At 62.7% G+C, this 16,435-nt stretch carries 13 protein-coding genes and 1 pseudogene; 5 read left to right on the plus strand and 9 right to left on the minus strand.

What is annotated here, in order from left to right:
- Positions 1-47: 47 nt before the first annotated feature.
- From HU749_RS12795 to HU749_RS29220, 5 genes and pseudogenes are all read left to right on the plus strand, one after another.
- Complete coding sequence (locus HU749_RS12795) at positions 48-953, plus strand: class II glutamine amidotransferase (RefSeq protein ID WP_003200573.1); 906 nt, start codon at positions 48-50, stop codon at positions 951-953.
- Positions 954-964: 11 nt separating this feature from the next.
- The gene (locus HU749_RS12800; protein WP_186652130.1) at positions 965-1,648 is read left to right on the plus strand and encodes a GltB/FmdC/FwdC-like GXGXG domain-containing protein; all 684 of its coding nucleotides are present in this window, start codon (positions 965-967) and stop codon (positions 1,646-1,648) included.
- A 20-nt stretch (positions 1,649-1,668) separates the two neighbouring features.
- A complete protein-coding gene (locus HU749_RS12805; protein WP_003200577.1) occupies positions 1,669-3,009 on the plus strand; it encodes an FMN-binding glutamate synthase family protein in 1,341 nt (446 codons plus the stop codon).
- 201 nt (positions 3,010-3,210) lie between these two features.
- Positions 3,211-4,536, plus strand: a complete 1,326-nt coding sequence (locus HU749_RS12810; RefSeq protein ID WP_186652128.1) for an ammonium transporter — start codon at positions 3,211-3,213, stop codon at positions 4,534-4,536.
- A gap of 229 nt (positions 4,537-4,765) precedes the next feature.
- Positions 4,766-4,852 (plus strand): annotated as a pseudogene (locus HU749_RS29220) (nucleoid-structuring protein H-NS); the annotation flags it as partial.
- A gap of 589 nt (positions 4,853-5,441) precedes the next feature.
- Here HU749_RS29220 and HU749_RS12815 read toward each other — a convergent pair.
- The 9 genes from HU749_RS12815 to HU749_RS12855 all read right to left on the minus strand — a co-directional run bounded on the left by HU749_RS12815 (position 5,442) and on the right by HU749_RS12855 (position 16,432).
- The gene (locus HU749_RS12815) at positions 5,442-6,386 is read right to left on the minus strand and encodes a bifunctional 5,10-methylenetetrahydrofolate dehydrogenase/5,10-methenyltetrahydrofolate cyclohydrolase (protein WP_186651017.1); all 945 of its coding nucleotides are present in this window, start codon (positions 6,384-6,386) and stop codon (positions 5,442-5,444) included.
- 87 nt (positions 6,387-6,473) lie between these two features.
- Positions 6,474-8,153, minus strand: a complete 1,680-nt coding sequence (locus HU749_RS12820) for an APC family permease (RefSeq protein WP_014338954.1) — start codon at positions 8,151-8,153, stop codon at positions 6,474-6,476.
- A gap of 77 nt (positions 8,154-8,230) precedes the next feature.
- Positions 8,231-10,573, minus strand: coding sequence for a trimethylamine N-oxide demethylase (locus HU749_RS12825; RefSeq protein ID WP_186651016.1), 2,343 nt, complete (start codon positions 10,571-10,573; stop codon positions 8,231-8,233).
- Between the two features lie 14 nt (positions 10,574-10,587).
- Positions 10,588-11,955: a trimethylamine monooxygenase gene (locus HU749_RS12830; RefSeq protein WP_186651014.1), complete on the minus strand. Its 1,368-nt coding sequence runs from the start codon at positions 11,953-11,955 to the stop codon at positions 10,588-10,590.
- 21 nt (positions 11,956-11,976) lie between these two features.
- The gene (gene purU, locus HU749_RS12835) at positions 11,977-12,843 is read right to left on the minus strand and encodes a formyltetrahydrofolate deformylase (protein ID WP_014338957.1); all 867 of its coding nucleotides are present in this window, start codon (positions 12,841-12,843) and stop codon (positions 11,977-11,979) included.
- Positions 12,844-12,873: 30 nt separating this feature from the next.
- The gene (locus tag HU749_RS12840; RefSeq protein WP_186651012.1) at positions 12,874-14,004 is read right to left on the minus strand and encodes an aminomethyl transferase family protein; all 1,131 of its coding nucleotides are present in this window, start codon (positions 14,002-14,004) and stop codon (positions 12,874-12,876) included.
- A gap of 27 nt (positions 14,005-14,031) precedes the next feature.
- Entirely contained in the window at positions 14,032-15,048 is a 1,017-nt protein-coding gene (locus HU749_RS12845; protein WP_186651010.1) for a heme-dependent oxidative N-demethylase family protein, read from the minus strand.
- An 11-nt stretch (positions 15,049-15,059) separates the two neighbouring features.
- Positions 15,060-15,989 carry a PDR/VanB family oxidoreductase gene (locus HU749_RS12850; RefSeq protein ID WP_186651008.1) on the minus strand — a complete coding sequence of 310 codons (930 nt, stop codon included), beginning with the start codon at positions 15,987-15,989 and terminating at the stop codon, positions 15,060-15,062.
- Complete coding sequence (locus HU749_RS12855; protein ID WP_079301951.1) at positions 15,986-16,432, minus strand: dimethylamine monooxygenase subunit DmmA family protein; 447 nt, start codon at positions 16,430-16,432, stop codon at positions 15,986-15,988. Before HU749_RS12855 ends, HU749_RS12850 begins: the two co-directional genes overlap by 4 nt.
- Positions 16,433-16,435: the final 3 nt, after the last annotated feature.

Consider the following 16,435-nt stretch of genomic DNA (forward strand, 5'->3'; position numbering starts at 1 on the left):
ACCCGGCACGGCGTCGAGTGTTCAGTGCCTTCGAAGGAGACTTTGTTATGTGTGGGATCGTAGGTCTTTACTTGAAAAACCCGCAGCTGGAGTCCCAGCTCGGCAAGCTGTTCGAACCCATGTTGCAGGCCATGACCGACCGTGGGCCGGACAGTGCCGGGTTTGCCATCTATGGCGATGAAGTGGCGGACGGCTGGGTCAAGCTGACCCTGCAGGCAACCACCGAAGGCTTCGATTGGAAAGCCCTGATGGGCGAACTGGAAGGGCGCCTCGGCTGTTCGCTGGACTGGTTCCAGAACGCCAGCGCTGCCGTGCTCAAAGTCAATGCCCAAGAGGCGCCGGTACGTCTGGCCCTCGCCGAACTGGCGCCGAGCGTGCGCATCATGAGCGCCGGCCAGAGCATCGAAATCCTCAAGGGCATGGGCTTGCCCCAGGAAATTTCCCAACGTTTCGGCCTGGCCGGCATGAAGGGCAGCCACATCATCGGCCACACCCGCATGGCCACTGAAAGCGCGGTGACCATGGAAGGCAGCCACCCGTTTTCTACCGGTGCCGACCTGTGCCTGGTGCACAACGGCTCGCTGTCCAACCACTTCCGCCTGCGGCAGGAACTCAAGCGCGAAGGCATCCACTTCGAGACCGACAACGACACCGAAGTGGCCGCCGGCTACCTGACCTGGCGCCTGCAGCAGGGTGACTCATTGAAAGAAGCGCTGGATCACTCGCTGGAGGATCTGGACGGTTTCTTCACCTTCGCCATCGGCACCCGCAACGGTTTTGCCGTAATCCGCGACCCGATTGCCTGCAAGCCGGCGATCCTCGCCGAGACCGACGATTACGTCGCCATGGCGTCCGAGTATCAGGCCCTGTCGAGCCTGCCGGGCATCGAGCACGCCAAGGTCTGGGAGCCGGCACCGGCCACTATGTACATCTGGGAACGCGAGTCAGCTTAAGGGGCGCACACATGAAAACCATCGATCTTTCCACTGCCACCGTGCGTGAACTCAATCAGGCGTTGCACGACCAGGTCAACAGCGTTGAAGAGCGCGAATGGGTGGTGACTCATTCGGACGGCAAGCACAACCTCGCGGTCGGGGTGAACGAAGTGCTGTCCATCGATATTCAGGGACACGCCGGCTACTACTGCGCGGGCATGAATCAAAAGGCCTCGATCACCGTTCACGGCAATGTCGGTGTCGGCTGCGCCGAGAACATGATGTCGGGCTACGTCCGCGTCAAAGGCAGCGCCTCCCAGGCGGCCGGTGCCACGGCCCATGGCGGGCTGCTGGTGATTGAAGGGGATGCCGGCGCGCGTTGCGGCATTTCCATGAAGGGCATCGACATTGTCGTGGGCGGCAGCATCGGCCACATGAGCTGCTTCATGGGGCAGGCCGGGCGTCTGGTGGTCTGCGGCGATGCTGGCGATGCGCTGGGCGATTCCTTGTACGAGACCCACATCTACGTGAAGGGCAATGTGGAGTCCCTGGGTTCCGATTGCGTCGAGAAAGAGATGCGCACCGAGCACCTCCAGGAGCTCCAGGACCTGTTGAACCGTGCCGGTTTCGCGCACAAGGCGGCTGACTTCAAGCGCTACGGTTCGGCCCGTCAGTTGTACAACTTCAAAGTCGATAACGCGTCCGCGTACTGATCCGCGCGAGGAGAACAGATATGAGCGACCCCATCAGCCAAAAAACGGCTCCGGTACTGCGCGAGTCAGCCACCTTCGACCGCCTGACCATCCAGGAAATCCAGCGAGCCGCCGAGACCGGCATCTACGATATTCGCGGCGGCGGCACCAAGCGCAAACTGCCGCACTTCGATGATTTACTGCTGCTCGGTGCCAGCGTTTCGCGTTACCCGCTGGAAGGCTATCGGGAGAAATGCGGCACCGACGTGATCCTCGGCAACCGCTTTGCCAAGAAGCCGATCCACCTGAAGATTCCGGTGACCATTGCCGGCATGAGTTTCGGTGCGTTGTCGGCCAATGCCAAGGAAGCCTTGGGTCGTGGCGCGACCATCGCGGGCACCAGCACCACCACCGGTGACGGCGGCATGACCCCGGAGGAGCGCGGCCAGTCGCAGCATTTGGTTTATCAGTACTTGCCGTCGCGCTACGGCATGAACCCGGACGACTTGCGCAAGGCTGACGCGATTGAAATCGTCCTGGGGCAGGGCGCCAAACCCGGTGGCGGCGGTATGTTGCTGGGGATGAAAGTCACCGAGCGGGTGGCCGGCATGCGTACCTTGCCCATCGGCGTGGACCAGCGCAGCGCTTGCCGCCACCCGGACTGGACCGGCCCGGATGACCTGGCGATCAAGATTGCCGAGCTGCGCGAAATCACCGATTGGGAAAAACCGATCTACGTGAAAATCGGCGCAAGTCGGCCGTACTACGACGTCAAGTTGGCCGTGAAGGCCGGGGCGGATGTGATTGTGCTCGATGGCATGCAAGGCGGCACGGCGGCGACCCAGGAAGTGTTTATCGAACACGTGGGGATTCCGATTCTGTCGGCCATCCCGCAAGCGGTACAGGCTTTGCAGGAGATGGGCATGCATCGCAAGGTGCAACTGATCGTTTCCGGCGGGATTCGCAACGGTGCCGACGTCGCCAAGGCGATGGCGCTGGGGGCGGATGCGGTGGCCATCGGGACGGCAGCGCTGATTGCCTTGGGTGATAATCATCCACGCCTGGACGAGGAACTGAAGAAAATCGGCTCGGCCGCCGGTTTCTACGATGACTGGCAGAACGGCCGCGACCCGGCCGGGATCACCACCCAGGACCCGGAACTGTCCAAGCGACTGGATCCGGTGGAGGGTGGCCGCCGCTTGGCCAACTACCTGCGCGTGTTGGTACTGGAAGCCCAGACCATGGCCCGGGCTTGCGGCAAATCGCACCTGCACAACCTCGATCCCGAGGATCTGGTAGCGCTGACCGTGGAGTCGGCGGCCATGGCCCGGGTGCCGTTGGCGGGGACCAACTGGGTTCCGGGTTCCGGTACCGGTTACTGACCAAAACCTGTGGGAGCGAGCTTGCTCGCGATGACGGCGGCACAGTCAAGACCGATGCAAGCTGACCCACCGTTATCGCGAGCAGGCTCGCTCCCACAAGTCCTGTTCATGGCATTTATATTCGAGAGGCCGAGAAGGCCCGTATCTCATTCTTTACTGCTCGCTGCCCGACACCCACCTTTCTTTGCAGGAGCTTTGAACATGGTCAATCGTCTTCTTGGCAAATCCCTTCTTGGCTTACTGGCTACCGGTGTGCTTGTGCCGCTGGCGCAGGCGGCCGAGACGCCGACTTTGAACACAGGCAGCACTGCCTGGATGGTCACTGCCGCGGTGTTGGTGTTGTTCATGTGCCTACCAGGTCTCGCCTTGTTCTACGGCGGACTGGTGCGCGCAAAAAACATGCTTTCGCTGTTCACCCAGTGCTTCGGCATCGCCGGCCTGGTCGGCGTGTTGTGGGTGATCTATGGCTACAGCATGGTGGTCGACAGCACCGGCATGGTCGAAGGGCAGGTGACCTTCAGCAGCTTTGTCGGCGGCCTGAGCCGGGCCTTTCTGGCGGGCATGACTCCGGAGAGCCTGGTAGGAGATATTCCGGAGGGCGTGTTCGTGACCTTCCAGATGACCTTCGCGATCATCACCCCGGCGCTGATTGCCGGTGCATTCGCCGAACGCATGAAGTTTTCGGCGGCGCTGTGGTTCATGGCGTTGTGGTTCACCCTGGTGTATGCCCCGGTAGCGCATATGGTCTGGGGTGGTGCGGGCGCGTTGATGCATAACTGGGGGGTACTCGATTTCGCCGGTGGCACCGCCGTGCACATCAATGCCGGCGTCGCCGCTTTGGCCGCGTGCCTGATCCTCGGCAAGCGCAAGGGCTATCAGAACACGCCGATGCCAGCCCACAACCTGAGCCTGACCATGGCCGGTGCGGCGATGCTCTGGGTGGGGTGGTTCGGTTTCAACATCGGTTCCGGCGGTGGCCTCAATGGCACTTCTGGCATTGTCATGCTCAACACCCAGTTGGGGGCCTGCGCCGGCATTCTCGGCTGGATGTTCACCGAGTGGTTCAAGGTTGGCAAACCAAGCGCTCTGGGCCTCGCCAGTGGTGCCTTGGCCGGTCTGGTCGGCATCACCCCAGCGTGTGCCTATGTCGGCGTCGGGGGTGCGTTGGCCATCGGTTTGCTGTGCGGGGTGTTCTGCTACTTGAGCGTCACCGTGCTCAAGCGTCGCTTTGGTTATGATGACAGCCTCGATGTGTTCGGTTTGCACGGCATTGGCGGAATGATTGGCGCGGTGTTGACCGGGGTGTTCTGCGTGCCGTCGGTGGGAGGATTGGTCGAAGGTGTGACCATGGGTGCCCAGGTCGTGGCGCAAATCAAAGGCGTGTTGCTGACGACGGTCTACTGCTTTGTCATCAGTTGGCTCATTCTCAAGGTGATCAACGCGGTGATCGGCTTGCGCGCCAATGAGTCGGTGGAGGAGATGGGGCTGGACCTGGCTGAACATAACGAGCGTGCTTACAACCACTGATCGTTACAGTTGTTTTTGGCTTTATTTGAGAAGGCCCGATATTTATATGGTTTGGTGTGCATATCCGTTTTTGCGGTAACGGCTACTTATGGTTCCGCCCTGACGGCGGCTCACTTTTGAGAAGCGCAAAAGTAAGCAAAACGCTCCTGCCCCACCACTCGGTGCCTCGCCTAGGCTCGGCATGCCTGAACGAAGGCATTGCTCCGTGGGCCGCCGCGAAGGGCCATCCATGGCCCAGCGCGGCTACCTCGGCATCCATGCCGAGGTGCCCACTGCGCAAGGCCTGCGTGCGGCCATCGTGGTTAACGGGGCGCCGAGATCAAAATCCAAAGCAAAGCAAGAGCCTATGTGGCTGAGCCACTGCTATCGCGAGCAGGCTCGCTCCCACAATGGTCCTGCTGTGAACACAAGACTCAAGAAAACCCAAGATCCCCTGTGGGAGCGAGCTTGCTCGCGATGAGGCCGGCACATCCAACATCACCGCAAACTGCTGCACCGCCTTCGCGAGCAAGCCCGCTCCCACAGGGGAACACGGTCCGCCAAGAACCAGGTCGGCTATCAGGCCGCCTCGCGGTGGACGTTGATCTCGGGCGCCCCGTTAACCACGCTGGCTGAACGCAGGTATTGCGCAGTGGGCAACCCGGCATGGATGCCGGGTTAGCCGCGCTGGGCCATGGATGGCCCTTCGCGGCGGCCCACGGAGCAATGCCTTCGTTCAGGCATGCCGAGCCTAAGCGAGGCACCAAGGGGTGGGGCATGAAGCGTTTTGCTTACTTTTGCGCTTCTCAAAAGTGAGCCGCTGTAAGAGCGGAACCCTAAGCCGCCGTTACCGCAGCAACGGATATACACACCAATCCCACCCAAAAACACGCTAGGAACAGAAGATCAGAATCTCCGGGAACGGCTTAAGTGAACAGCACTACACCCTCGAGTGGGCTGGCAGATGTCTGCCCACGAGCCTGGGCCGCATGCTGCAACTGGCTGGCGATCAGGGTGTTCTTCAGCAGATAAGCAATGGTCATCGGCCCGACACCACCAGGTACCGGCGTGATCGCGCTGGCGACGGTGCGCGCGCTGGCATAGTCGACATCGCCTACCAGATGGCTGCCGGACCCGTCGGTAATACGATTGATCCCGACATCGATCACCACCGCTCCAGGCTTGAGCCAACTGGCATCAATCAGCCCCGGACGGCCTACCGCTGCAACGACGATATCGGCCAGTCGACACAACGCCGGGGCATCGACGCTGCGTGAATGCACCACGCTGACCGAGCAGTGAGCCTGCAACAGCAAGGTCGCCATGGGCTTGCCAACGATGTTCGAGCGCCCGACGACCACGGCGTGCAGGCCGCTCACATCACCGCAGGTTTCCTGCAGCAGACGCATGCAGCCGCTGGGCGTGCAAGGTGTAAGGACTTCTATGCCTTGCACCAGGCCGCCGACGTTTTCCCGATGGAAACCGTCCACATCCTTGATCGGGTCGATGGCATGGATGACGGCCGCCTCGTCGATATGCCCCGGCAACGGCAATTGCACCAGAATGCCGTTCACCGTGGCATCGGCGTTCAGTTGGGTAATCAGTTCCAGCACCTGATGCTGGCTGGTGTTTTCTGCCAGACGGTACTCCAGTGAGCGGATGCCGACATCCTTGGCCCGCAGCAGTTTGTTGCGTACATAAACCTCGCTGGCCGGGTCGTTACCCACCAACAGTACCGCCAGGGCGGGGTAAATGTGCTGCTGCGCGAGGGTCAGAACCTCTTCTCGCACCTCATTGAGAACCTGGGCGGAGATGGCCTTGCCGTCGATGTCGCGGGCAAGTGCGGGGGTGGTGCTGATCAAAAGAGTCACCGTTGTCTTGATGGATAGAGGGACGAAATCATCACCGAGGTGTCGTTGCACCTCGATGATTCATCAGGGATCTGCAGGCAAGGGCGCTCAGACTACCAATTGATGGCTGCCGTACACCACAAGGACACCCGCGATCAGCGTGAGGTAAGGCAACCAGCCAGCACGTTTCTGACCCGTGTCGGCCTGAACGTAAAGATCGTTGAGCATGGCTTCGGGGAACAGCCCCTTGTCCTGCACATAGTGGCGGTAGCAGAACACCGGCAGGATCAACAGCGCCAGCAGCAGGCCGGTCATCAGGGTGCCCGCGCCCCAGATATCGGCGCCCAGCCCCATGCAGGCCAGGTTGACGAAACTCAGCACACCACCGGCTGCCAGGAGCACGGTAGGGGCTTTGTACGGGCGTATCCAGTCGGGACGATCCAGGCGGTGGATCCAGCCAGCGTTGAGGTTGAGGAAGTTGAAGATGATGTAGCTGACGTTGGACGCGGCGAGCACGAAGACATAGTCGGACATCAGCAACAGCAGCAGGTTGAAAGACAGGTCGGTCCACATCGCGGCGGTGGGTGCGCCGTGTTCATTGGTGCGGCCCAGGTACTTCGGCAGCCAGCCGTCCACCGACGCCTGGTACAAGGTGCGCGATGAGCCGGACATCGACGTCATGATCGCCAGCAAGGTGGCCAGGACCAGCATGATCAGCACGATGTTGGCGACCAGTTTGCCGCCGCCGATACTGTCCGCCATTACCTGGCCGACGCCCATGCCGCTGTAGATTGCGGGCGACAACAGGCCGCTGTAGACCGCCGGCGAAACCACTGCACCGCTGGCGTCCAGCACGGCCGGTGTCACCAGTTGACCGAGCCCCAGGCTGCCCTGGAACGCGAGGGGCACCAGGGTGAACACCAGGATGCACAGCAGGCCCGCATAGAAAATCGCCTTGAACGTGTCGCGCTTGGGGTCTTTGAATTCCCGGGTGTAGCACACCGCGGTTTCGAAGCCGTAGGTGGACCACGCGGCCATGAACAGACCGCCGGCCATCAGCGACCAGCCGGACAGATCCCAGGGCCCATCGATCACTTGCCCGGCCGCATCATGGGCCAGGGGGTACAACGGCAGGAAATTGGCCTGGGCCGAATCACCGGTGAACAATGGCACCACGCCCACCAGCAGCAGGGGGACCAGCGATGTCACGCCGAGCACCAGGGTCAGGCGCGCCGAGCGCAGAATGCCGCCATGCTGCACGGCGAAAACCGTCAGCAGGATCAGCAGACCGATGGCGAATGTCGCATTGATTCGCAGCGACAGGCCACTCTTGATCCAGCCCAGATCGAGCAGGGTCAGTTGCCAGGTATTGATCAATGCATCGGCGGGAAACAGTGCGGTGAGGATATAACCGGCCGCCAGTCCCGAGCCGATAGACAAAACCGGCGACCAGGCCAGCCAGTTGCACCACACCGAAACCGGTGCGATCAGCTTGCTGTAACGCACCCAGGCGACCGCGCCATAGACCGAGGCACCGCCGGATTTGTGCGGGAACAGTCCGGCGATTTCGGCGTAGGTGAAGGCCTGGATAAACCCGAACAGGATCGACACGATCCAGACGATCCACGCCGGTTTGCCCACCGTGGCGGCAATCGCGCCGATTGAAAACAGCACCAGCGCGGGCACGCCACTGGCGACCCAGAAAGCCCCGCGCCAATCGATCTTGCGGTGCAGGCTGCCCACTGAGCTGGCGGCCTGCGGTACGGTCTCGAACGTAGTCGCTTCCATCTTCGTATTCCCATGTCTGAGTAGCGGAGGAGTGGCGGCAGTCAAAGTCAGGGTGGCGCCCAGGTCCGTCTGGTCGATCAACTACGCACCCGGCTCTTTTCCGGGTCGTAGAAAATCGCTGCGGTGACCTCGGCGCTGATGCGCTTCTGCAGGCCATCGACTTTGCCGATCTCAAGCGTGGTGCCGACGTCGGCGCAGGCCACATCGACCCGGCACAGCGCGATGTTGCTGGCCAGCAGCGGCGAGCGGCAGGCACTGGTGATGACCCCGACCTGGGCCCGCCCGCGATACACCGGGTCACCGTGGTGGGCGGCTTCGTTGCCACTCAGTTGCAGGCCCACCAGCTTGTGGGCGGGGTGGGCGCTGCGCCGCAACAGCGCATCGCGGCCGATGAAGTCGTCGGTTTTGCTTTTCATCGGCACAGAAAAGCCGATACCCGCCTCGAAAGGATCGGTCTGGTCGCTGAACTCGTAGCCGGCGAAAATCAGCCCGGCTTCGATGCGCAGCATGTCCAGCGCTTCCAGGCCCAGCGGCACCAGGCCCAACGGCTGGCCCAGTTTCCAGATCCGGTCCCAGACCCGCTCGGCGTCTTCGGGCTGGCACCAGACTTCGTAGCCCAGTTCGCCGGTGTAGCCGGTGCGTGAGATCATCAGTGGGCAGCCGTCGTAACTGTCCAGGCGGCCCACCAGGAATCGGAACCAGCCCAGGGTTTCCAGGCTCGGTTGGGTCGCAGGGGTCCAGACCATCTGCTTGAGCAGTTCACGACTCATCGGGCCCTGGACGGCCAGGTTGTGAATCTGTTCGCTGGCGGATTTGACCCAGACCTTCATGCCGAGCTTTTGCGCCTGTTCGCGCAGCCAGACCCCGGCGTAATCCTCGCCGCAGATCCAGCGGAAATTGTCCGGGCCCAGGCGCAGCAGGGTGCCGTCGTCGAGCATGCCGCCGTGTTCGTGGCACATCGCCGAGTACACCACTTGACCCACCGCCAGGCGCCGCACATCCCGGGTCAGGCAGTACTGCAGCAAGGCTTCGGCGTCGGGGCCGATGATTTCGAATTTGCGCAGGGCGGTCAGGTCCATCACCGCGACGCGTTCACGGCAACCGAGGTATTCCTCGATCGCGCCATAGCCGTCGTAGCGCAGCGGCAGCCACCAATTGCGGTAGTCGGTAAAACTGCCGGTCAAGGTGCTGGTGCGTGAGTGGAACGCGGACTCACGGGTGAGGATCGGGTCGGCATCGGCCGTGGTTCGAGTGCTCATGGCGATGGAAAAACGCTCCTTTTCGCTGTAGATGCGGACCTGGATATCGGTCGGGTTCCAGCCGTTGGCCGGGTCGATGTCATCCGGGCATGAGGTGCTGCCACACAGCAGATCGGTCATGGCCCGCAGCAGCACGTAATCACCGGGACGCGACCAGGGCTCGTCGAGCGTCATCTGCTGGTGGGCGTCGATCCCGGTGTTGAAGAACAAATTGATCGCCGGCCAACCGCTGCGCGCCTCGACCCCATGGGGCGCCAGGGCCCGGCTCAGGTTGTCGCTGCAGTTGTCGTGCCCGAAGTAGCCATGGCTCTCGTAGTAGCGCGCGGCGCAGGCCAGGGCGAAGGAGTCGTGGCGGCCCACGGTGTCACGCACCACCTCCAGCATCGGCTGCATCTGCCGATCGAAAAATTTCGAGAACAGTCCCGGAGCGGGGTAGGCGCTGCCGTTCAAGGTGCGGGTGACGGTCTGGTCCAGCTCCAGCTCCAGGCCGCGATCCAGTGCCCGTCGATCGAGGGCGACGAAGTCCGAGCATTGGCGACCGGCGACGTCCAGCACCTGCACGTACTGCCCTTTGCCGACGGTGTAACTGTGGGCGGTACCGGCGTGAATTGTGAATTCGTCGAGCAACTCGCCCAACGGTTCGGGTAGTGCCGGGAGCAGCAGCGCCGAGGGATTGGCCCGGGTCACCCACAACCGCAGTTCGCTGGGCCGGTACTGTCGATCGACGGACGTGGGGCCCGCGGGTGCAGCGACAATCACCAGCAGTTCATCGCTGGCGACAAAGTGGCGACTGAAGTCGGCAGGACTGTCCTCGTCCCAGAGCGAAGCTGCGCTGGGCAATTGGTATGGCTCAACGCCGCGCCGGCTCAGCGCCTGGTTGATACGCCGAGCTTGCACGGTTGGCTCGGCGAGCCGTGCGCCGATGAACCCGCAGGCCGCCGAACCGCTCAATGCCCAGGCCGCCAGCGCGCTGCGACCGTTGGCGTCCACGGCCAGCAGTTCACAGGGTTGCTGTCCTTCAAGGTTGATCACTTGCAGGCTGTCCCCGGGCTGCAAGGCCACCAGCGTCAGGCCGCCGGCCGCTACCCGATAGCGCTCCAGGGTCGGCGCCCGGGCAAACAGTCCGGGCTCCCGGGGATGAGAGACACGAGGTGCATGCATGATGAACCTCCTGGTCAGCCGACCGACGTGATGGACGTCGGCGGCTCGGCGAGGTACGCCGCCATCGAGTCGTCCAGCGCATGCAGCCAGGGGGTGTGGTGCGGCGGTGACTGGGTGCCGGTCATCAACGAGCGATAGGACTTGTCGCGATAACCCATGATGTTTTCCGCTTTGTCATGCTTCCAGTGCAGGAAGGTTTCATTGACGGCGGCGATATCGAAGTTCGGGTAGTCGGTGGCGTCCACCAGGTGCTGGATGTAGGCGCCCTGGTATTCGAACATCTGCTGGTTGGTTTCCAGTGTCTGTTCCCGCTCGTGCCATTGCCGGCTGTCGGCGATCATGTCGGCCAGGCCGGGTAGTTGAATGTGCCCCAGGATCACATCGCGGGCGTACCAGGCTTGGGCGTCGAACATGTTGAAGGAGTACCACTGGTCCTGCATGCCGAGGTAGATCAGTTGCGGGTTGGACTCCCAGAAAATGCCTTTGTACAGGTTCATCGGCCATAACCGGTTATCGGTCTTGAGGCACAGTTCATCCGGCAGGAAGGGGAAGTGATGTTTGTAGCCGGTGCAGAGGATCACCGCATCGATGGACTTGTGGGTGCCGTCGATAAAGTACGCGCGGTTTTTTTCCAGGCGCTGCAACAGCGGCTTTTCCTCCCAATTGGCGGGCCAGTCATAGCCCATGGGCGCGGTGCGGTAGCAACTGGTGATGCTGCGGGCGCCGTATTTGTAGCACTGGGAACCGATGTCTTCGGCAGAATAGCTGCTGCCGACGATGAGCAGGTCCTTGCCCTTGAACTCCAGCGCCTCGCGGAAATCATGGGCGTGCAGGATGCGCCCGCCGAACTGCTCGAATCCGGGGAAGTACGGCATCTTCGGCGTCGAAAAGTGCCCGCAGGCGTTGATCACATAGTCGAACTCTTCCGAGGTCTGGGTATCGCTGCCGTGGTCGTGGGCAACCACCGTGAAGCGGCGAGTCGCTTCGTCAAAAGTGACCTGGCGCACCACGTTGTTGAAACGGATGTAATCCCGTACCCCGGCTTTTTCGACGCGGCCCTTGATGTAGTCCCAGAGCACTTCCCGTGGCGGGTAAGAGCCGATCGGCCGGCCGAAATGTTCTTCGAAGGTGTAGTCGGCGAACTCCAGGCATTCCTTGGGGCCGTTCGACCACAGATAACGGTACATGCTGCCGTGCACCGGCTCGCCGTTCTCGTCCAGACCGGTGCGCCAGGTGTAGTTCCACATGCCGCCCCAGTCCTGTTGCTTTTCAAAGCACACCAGTTCGGGAATGGCGGCGCCCTTGTCGCGGGCCGACTGGAAGGCGCGAAGTTGGGCCAGGCCGCACGGGCCGGCGCCGATGATTGCTACGCGTAGTGTCATGAGCGTGCCTCCTGAAGGGTTTCAGCGAAAGATCACTGTCTTGTCCTGGTTGATGAATACCCGGTGTTCCAGGTGGTATTTCAGGGCTTTTGAAAGGGCGACGGTTTCGGTGTCGCGGCCGATGGCGACCAGCGAATCGGGCAGGTGCGTGTGGTCGACGCGCTGGATTTCCTGCTCGATGATCGGCCCCTCGTCGAGGTCGCTGGTGACGTAATGGGCAGTGGCACCGATCAGCTTCACGCCGCGGTCGTAGGCCTGGTGATAGGGTTTGGCGCCCTTGAACCCGGGCAGGAACGAGTGATGGATGTTGATCGCCCGTCCCGATAACTGCTGGCACAGGCCGTCGGACAGAATCTGCATGTAGCGCGCGAGCACCACCAGGTCGGTCTGGGTGTCTTCGACGATGCGCATCAGCTCGGCCTCCTGGCTGGCCTTGCTGTCCTTGGTGATGGGCAGGTAAATGAAGCGGATGCCCTCGCGCTCGGCCATGGCCCGCAGGTCCAGGTGGTTGGAGACCACGGCGGTGATGTGCATGTCCATCTCGCCCTTGCGGTGGCGATAGAGCAGATCGGTGAGGCAATGGTCGAACTTGCTGACCATCAGCAGCACCCGGGTCGGTTGGCGCGAACTGAACAATTGCCACTGCATGTCGAAGCCGCCGGCCAGGTCGCCCAGCCCTTCGCGCAGGGTGCCTATATCACCGTCGACGCCGGTGTTGAAACGGAACACCGCGCGCATGAAAAACTGCCCGGTGAACTCGTCGTCAAACTGCGCCAATTCGCTGATGTAGCAATGCTGCCGGGCCAGGCAGGCGCTGATCGCGGCGATGATCCCGGATGCCGCCGGGCAGGTGATCTTGAGAATGTAATGTTCGCTGGAGGCGTCCATTGAAGGCTCCTGATTAAATAAAGGGGCGGCTCAGCCCTTGGCCGTGCGTTTGGTTTTTTCCGGGTCGTCGAAGGGCAGGGCATGGGTCACGGCGCCCGCTTCAAGGCTGCCGCGTACCTGCAGTGCAATACCGGGCACCGAGCAGGCGACGTTCAGGCGGGCGATGGCCATCGAGCGTTTGCTCAGGCGCGAGTACATGCCGCAGGTGATCACGCCGACTTGCTGGTTGCCCTGCCACAGGGTGTCGCCGGCCTCGGCCGGGCGTACGCCCTCGAGCAGCACACCGGTGATCTTGAAACGCTCCTGGCCGCGCAGGCGCAGGTGTTCTTCGGCGCCACGGAAGGCTTGTTTGCCGGGCGAGACGGTGAAATCCAGGCCCATTTCCCACAGGGTGTCGCCGGCCTTCTGGTCGGCGAAGGGGTACATCTGCGAGTTGTCATAGGGGAAAAACATCAGCGAGCTTTCCACCCGCAGCCAGTCCAGCGCGGTGAAGGCACACGGGATAATCCCCAGGCTGGCGCCCTGTTCGAGGATGCTGTCCCACAGGAATGGCGCGTCGGCCGCCTTGCAGAAAATCTCGTAGCCGCGCTCGCCGGTGTAGCCGGTGCGGGAGATCATTACCGGGCGTTCGAACAGGCGCGTTTGCAGGTGATGGAAGTACGGCAACTGGCGAATGCCGGGCACGTGTTCGGCGAGGAAGTCCACCGCCAGCGGCCCTTGCAGCGACAAGTCGTGCAGGTCGTCGTCGAACAACACCGCCACTTGCCGGCCCTGGGATGAGCGCACCAGCATTTCGTGACCGGCGCCGGCGCCGTGGACCACCATGAACGCGTTAGGCCCGGTGCGGTAGACGATGCAGTCATCGATGAACTTGCCGTCCTCGTCGAGCATCGACGCGTACACCGATTTGCCGGGGTAGAGTTTGGCGATGTCGCGGGTGGTAGCCCATTGCAGCAGGCTTTCGGCGTGGGGACCCACGTAATGGACTTTTTTCAGCCCCGACACGTCCATCAGGCCGGCGCGGGTGCGGATCGCTTCGTGGTGGTCGGCCAGCGCGCTGCTGTAGGTCCAGGCGGTGCCCATGCCGTTCCAGTCTTCAAGGTTCGAACCGAGGACGCGGTGCCGCTCGGCCAATGCAGAAATACGCCATGAATGGGTCATGTGGAGATCCTTGTCGGGAAAAAAGGGTTAGGCGATTGGATCGAACTGGCTTAGCCACTCGACCAGCGTGTGTCGGTAGCGGGTCATGCCCTTGTAGTCGGCGATGGGATCGGGCAGGTCGCGCAATACGCGGTGCAGGCGACAACCCCAGCCGGGTTGGGTGACCAGTTCGTCCAGGCTGATCAGGTAGGTGCGGATGCTGAACATCACCGCGTTGCTGCGCGGCAGACGGGCCATCACTTGCAGCTCGACGCGCAGATGCACCTGTTGGCCGACGTTTTCGCCGGTGATGCGGCCGCGGTCGGCGCCCCATTCATGGAACGTCTCGGGCGAGGAATCCAGGCGCGGCTTGATGGTCAGGGTCCAGTTCAGGCGCCGCACCGGCTGACCCACTTGCAGGTTGAGCAGATACTTCAGCGCACGGTCGAACACGCCCATCTGGTGGGCCATGGGCACCGGTGAATGCCACTGCTTGAAGCTCATGCCGGCGTCGAAGGCCAGGGACCAGTCAGCGGGACTGGTGACCAGGCCGGCGTCCATGTACAGATCGCCGTCACGTTGATCGAGCAGGGCGAAATCCCCCTGAACCTGTCGTCCGATGAACTCCAGCGGCGCGCAGGGCAGGCTGGTGGCATCACCGAAAATGAACGGCTGATCGATCTCCAGCAGGCGGTTGCGCCAATGCCAGCGGTCGCCGTCACGCGCCAGGCTGAACCACTGCGGGTAGTCGGCGGCCAGGTGTTCCATCAGCATCTGCAAGGCATCCCAGGCTGCCACTTGCATGTGCGGCATCACCAGGTAGCGGCGCGGGTCCTGGTCCAGCACCAGGGCGCGCTCGGCCATTTCCGAGCGGTAGTGCTCGTCGATGTCGAAGGCGTGCTCATAGATCGAGCCGGGGTCGCGGGAGGTGGCCGGTTCGATATTGACCGAGTACAGGTAGCTGTCCTCGACAAAGGGAAAGGGGAAACGGCGGATTGCCGCAGGGCTGTTGCGAAAGCTGAAGTCATCGCGATAGCTCAGCACGGGGCTCGCTTGCAGGGGCATGTCACTCACTCCTATAGGTCCAGCGAAATGCAGGGGCCGCTGCCGCGTGAGACGCAGGGCATCAGAAAGTCGGCCTGCTCGGCCGGGCTGAGGAAGCTGTCGCGGTGTTCGATGGCACCGCCGCCGTGGCGTGTGATGCACTGGCCGCAGACCCCGCCACGGCACAGGTTGGGCACTTGCAACCCGGCGTGTTCCAGGGCTTCGAGCAGGCTCTGCTCGGCCTCCACCCGCAGGCGCCGCTCGCTGCGCAGCAGGTGCAGGTCGAAGGGCTGGCCGGGTTGTGCGCCTTTGAACGCTTCCGAATGCACGCGTTTGCGCGGCCAACCGAGGCGTGAGGCCTCACGCTCAACCGCGTCGAGCAGAGGCTGCGGGCCACAGGTGTAGACGTGGCTGCCCAGCGGTCGGGCGGCGAGGATCTGGCTCAGGTCGGGGCGACTGTCATAGGCATGCAGGCGCGCGCCGAGGCGCTGTTGCAGTTCGTCGAGGTAGGCGTCGCTCAGGCCCGGGCGGAACAGGTAATGCAGTTCGAAATCGGCCTGCTGCTGTTCCATCGCGGCGATATAGGCCATGAACGGCGTGATGCCGATGCCGGCGGCGATCAGGATATGCAGGCGTGCAGTGCCGTGGGGGGCGAACAGATTGGCCGGTGGCGAAATCTGCAAGGTGTCGCCGACCTGCACCTGGCGATGCAGGTACTGCGAGCCGCCACGAGAAGCGTCCTGCAAACGCACGGCGATGCGGTAGTGTTGGGTGTGTGCCGGGTCGCTGGTGAGCGAGTAGGCGTTGCGCACCTTGCCCTCGGCCAGTGGCAGATGCACCTGCACATGGCTGCCGGGCGAGAAGCCGGGCAGGGCGCCGTCGCAGGCCCTCAGGGTGAATTCGCGCACCACCGGCGTGAGCATTCTTGCCGCGCTGACCTGAACGTCGAGGATCGCGCTCATGGCTGGAATGCCGCATAGGGTTGGTCGGGGTTGTTGCACACACCGAGGTAAGCCCCCAGGCGCCGGGAAAAATGCGTGCGCACCTCCAGCCCGACGTGGCAACCGATGCAGTTCAGCGACGACTCCGGCCCGGCCGCCTGGGTCAGGCCACAGTGCGCGCAGTACACCTGGCGCAGGCCGGGCGTTGCGCAGGTCATGCTGATCTCGTCGTCTTCCAGGCCAGCGGCGCGAGCCTGGCCGTGAACACGCCAGACAAAAGCTTCATCGCCCAGCAGGTAGAGCCGACACCCCACGGTTGCGCTGGCCAAGGCCTGTTGCAGGTGCCGGGTGAAGTCGGCTTGTTCGCCGTTCAACAGCAGGGGATTGTCCAGTTCAGCGACAACCTCTGTGCAGACGGTTGCTGATTGCATTACCACGATGGGGCGGCTAAGGGTGGGCTTCATGCG

The organism is Pseudomonas ogarae, assembly GCF_014268695.2.
GTDB classification, from domain to species: Bacteria; Pseudomonadota; Gammaproteobacteria; order Pseudomonadales; family Pseudomonadaceae; genus Aquipseudomonas; species Aquipseudomonas kilonensis.

Coding starts and splice junctions, on each gene's coding strand:
- HU749_RS12795 (WP_003200573.1), top strand. CDS start 48: ATGTGTGGGATCGTAGGTCTTTACTTGAAAAACCCGCAGCTGGAGTCC.
- HU749_RS12800 (WP_186652130.1), top strand. CDS start 965: ATGAAAACCATCGATCTTTCCACTGCCACCGTGCGTGAACTCAATCAG.
- HU749_RS12805 (WP_003200577.1), top strand. CDS start 1,669: ATGAGCGACCCCATCAGCCAAAAAACGGCTCCGGTACTGCGCGAGTCA.
- HU749_RS12810 (WP_186652128.1), top strand. CDS start 3,211: ATGGTCAATCGTCTTCTTGGCAAATCCCTTCTTGGCTTACTGGCTACC.
- HU749_RS12820 (WP_014338954.1), bottom strand. CDS start 8,153: ATGGAAGCGACTACGTTCGAGACCGTACCGCAGGCCGCCAGCTCAGTG.
- HU749_RS12825 (WP_186651016.1), bottom strand. CDS start 10,573: ATGCATGCACCTCGTGTCTCTCATCCCCGGGAGCCCGGACTGTTTGCC.
- HU749_RS12830 (WP_186651014.1), bottom strand. CDS start 11,955: ATGACACTACGCGTAGCAATCATCGGCGCCGGCCCGTGCGGCCTGGCC.
- purU (WP_014338957.1), bottom strand. CDS start 12,843: ATGGACGCCTCCAGCGAACATTACATTCTCAAGATCACCTGCCCGGCG.
- HU749_RS12840 (WP_186651012.1), bottom strand. CDS start 14,004: ATGACCCATTCATGGCGTATTTCTGCATTGGCCGAGCGGCACCGCGTC.
- HU749_RS12845 (WP_186651010.1), bottom strand. CDS start 15,048: ATGCCCCTGCAAGCGAGCCCCGTGCTGAGCTATCGCGATGACTTCAGC.
- HU749_RS12850 (WP_186651008.1), bottom strand. CDS start 15,989: ATGAGCGCGATCCTCGACGTTCAGGTCAGCGCGGCAAGAATGCTCACG.
- HU749_RS12855 (WP_079301951.1), bottom strand. CDS start 16,432: ATGAAGCCCACCCTTAGCCGCCCCATCGTGGTAATGCAATCAGCAACC.